The following is a 2,263-nucleotide window of genomic DNA, read 5'->3' as shown; positions in this document are numbered from 1 at the left end:
ATAGAAAGAACAAAACCTATAGCAAAAAAAGTCTATAATAAATATTCCCAATTAAAAATGTAAATTACAAAAAGGTTTTTCTTGCAAGAACTTATGCTTTATATTAATCAAATTGGATTTTACAACAGAAGAAAAATCTAGATATTATATTAAAGTAAATTTAATACCTAGATTTTAACATTTTTAATATGATTATTTACTAATTAATTAGTACCCTCTTCGAGAAACTTTATTATTTTATCTATCTGTCCTATAGCATCGCTAGACATTTGATCTCCTCCTTGGCCATTAACCCCATTATATTTTATATTCACTCCAACCAACTTTGCCTCTTTCCATATCTCAGTTTTTCCATTATTTTTATTAGTAATACTTTCAATTTTTTGTTTGGCTGCCTTTAAAGCTGCTAATTTGGCTGCTAATTTATCTTCAAAAAGACTTTGTAACTTTAATAATTTTTCTTTAAGCTCAGCATCATTTACATCCTTTAATCTTTCTTTTAATTCATTAATTCTATCTTTATAATCTTTAAATTTTTCATGACTAGTCTTATTATTAAGATTTTTTGGATTTGAAATTTCTGCAAGAATTGAATCTATTTCTTTTTTTTCCTCTACATATTTTTTCTCCTTTACATATAAGCTACAAGACATTACAAATAATATCGATAAACAAAATAATTTAACTATGTTTTTAATTTCCATTAGTTACTCCTTTATTTAATAATAATGAAGTTAAAACTAGCACAATATTTCAAAATGTAAACCTACCAATCAAAACTTGAGTTAAATTTTAAAAAATTTCTAAAAATAGGGTCTATAATTACAAGAATAATCTTTTTTGTTACTTAATGTATTGTACTGAAGAGAAAAAAGGAGATAACAAATGAAAATTATCAATATATTATTTTGTTTATTTTTACTTATGCTAAATGGCTGCAATTCCAATGATAATGACACTTTAAAAAACAATGCCAAACAATCACAAAGTAGAAAAAAGCGAGATTTAAGCCAAGAAAAATCACAAGAAGAAAAACCTAAATCCAAAGAAGAAATACTTAGAGAAAAACTATCTGATGATCAAAAAACACACCTAGACTGGTTAAAAGAAGCGATGGGCAATGATGGAAAATTTGATAAATTTTTAGAGAATAATGAAGATAAAATAAAAACAGCACTTGATCATATAAAAACCGAACTTGATAAGTGTACTGGAAATGAAAACGGAAAAAATACTTTTAAACAAATAGTTGGGGGCTTCTTTAGCAACGGGGATATAGATCAATTTGCAGATCAAGCAACTACTACATGCAACTAATAATAAGGAAAAGAAATAAAAATGAAAATTATCAATATATTATTCTGCCTATTTATACTCATATTAAACAGCTGTAATTCTAATAATAATGAAACTTCAAATAAAAATAATATGCAACAAGAAACAGGTAGACAAAAGCGTGATTTGGATACACAAGGACTTCAACAACAAGAAAAAATCACCCTAACTGAAGAAGAAAAAAAAATATTTAATTCATTAACAAATGCATTTCAATACATAATTGAAAAATTACCTAATGAAATACAAGGATGCAATAAGGAAAACGACAGTAAATGCACCGATTTCTTTAATTGGCTTTCTAAAGATATTCAAAAGCAAAAAGAATTAGCTAGTGCCTTTAAAAAAGTTTACGACTTTTTAGAGTCTAAAAGACAATCAAAAGCAAACAACGAAGACTTTGATACTTACATTAAAGGAGCTATTGACTGTAAAACAGCCAAAGATAAGGCTAATAATCAGAAAAGAGAACAAGATAATCAAAACGACTGTAATAAAGATAATAAATATGGGAGTGATGAAAATACTAACCTCATAGAAGAATATTTCAGAGGCGTCACTAATGATATGTCTGGCAAAAATTCTAATAAAGAAATTTATCAATATCTTAAAGATGAACTTTTAAAGACAGACAACCACTATTCTGGTCTTACATCTAATTGGCAAAACTAACAACAGCACTTAAGCACACATCTTAGATTATGATACGCATAGCAGGCCCCCTTATTGGGGGCCTATTATTTAGGTGTACTATGCAAGCATATTGCTATGCTGCAAAAATATAATCAAATTGTTTATCTTCTTTTAACGAGTCAAAAAATATTAATGGACTATCGTTATAATCGCGCTGATCAGACGGCATAAATCTTTCATCAAAATCTTTTAAATCCTTTAATCTATTGGTTTTTTTAAAATGGTTTTTTATAAT

General features: G+C 26.9%; 3 protein-coding genes and 1 pseudogene. 2 read left to right on the top strand and 2 right to left on the bottom strand.

What is annotated here, in order from left to right:
• Positions 1–203: 203 nt before the first annotated feature.
• Positions 204–704 carry a fibronectin-binding protein RevA gene (revA, locus tag HNP68_RS06510; RefSeq protein ID WP_183221617.1) on the bottom strand — a complete coding sequence of 167 codons (501 nt, stop codon included), beginning with the start codon at positions 702–704 and terminating at the stop codon, positions 204–206.
• A 181-nt stretch (positions 705–885) separates the two neighbouring features.
• Between revA and HNP68_RS06505 the strand changes: the two genes are divergently transcribed.
• Both HNP68_RS06505 and HNP68_RS06500 read left to right on the top strand, forming a co-directional pair.
• Positions 886–1,317: an Mlp family lipoprotein gene (locus HNP68_RS06505; protein WP_183221615.1), complete on the top strand. Its 432-nt coding sequence runs from the start codon at positions 886–888 to the stop codon at positions 1,315–1,317.
• 21 nt (positions 1,318–1,338) lie between these two features.
• The gene (locus HNP68_RS06500; RefSeq protein ID WP_183221613.1) at positions 1,339–2,007 is read left to right on the top strand and encodes an Mlp family lipoprotein; all 669 of its coding nucleotides are present in this window, start codon (positions 1,339–1,341) and stop codon (positions 2,005–2,007) included.
• A 94-nt stretch (positions 2,008–2,101) separates the two neighbouring features.
• On the opposite strand, the pseudogene HNP68_RS07310 reads toward HNP68_RS06500, so the two are convergent.
• Positions 2,102–2,263: pseudogene (locus HNP68_RS07310) on the bottom strand (ERF family protein); the annotation flags it as partial.

The organism is Borreliella yangtzensis (assembly GCF_014201775.1).
Classification (GTDB): domain Bacteria; phylum Spirochaetota; class Spirochaetia; order Borreliales; family Borreliaceae; genus Borreliella; species Borreliella yangtzensis.
This window is presented reverse-complemented; position numbering and strand designations above follow the sequence as displayed.

Excerpts from the sequence above, each read along its gene's own strand:
- revA (WP_183221617.1), bottom strand. The coding sequence starts at position 704 with ATGGAAATTAAAAACATAGTTAAATTATTTTGTTTATCGATATTATTT.
- HNP68_RS06505 (WP_183221615.1), top strand. The coding sequence starts at position 886 with ATGAAAATTATCAATATATTATTTTGTTTATTTTTACTTATGCTAAAT.
- HNP68_RS06500 (WP_183221613.1), top strand. The coding sequence starts at position 1,339 with ATGAAAATTATCAATATATTATTCTGCCTATTTATACTCATATTAAAC.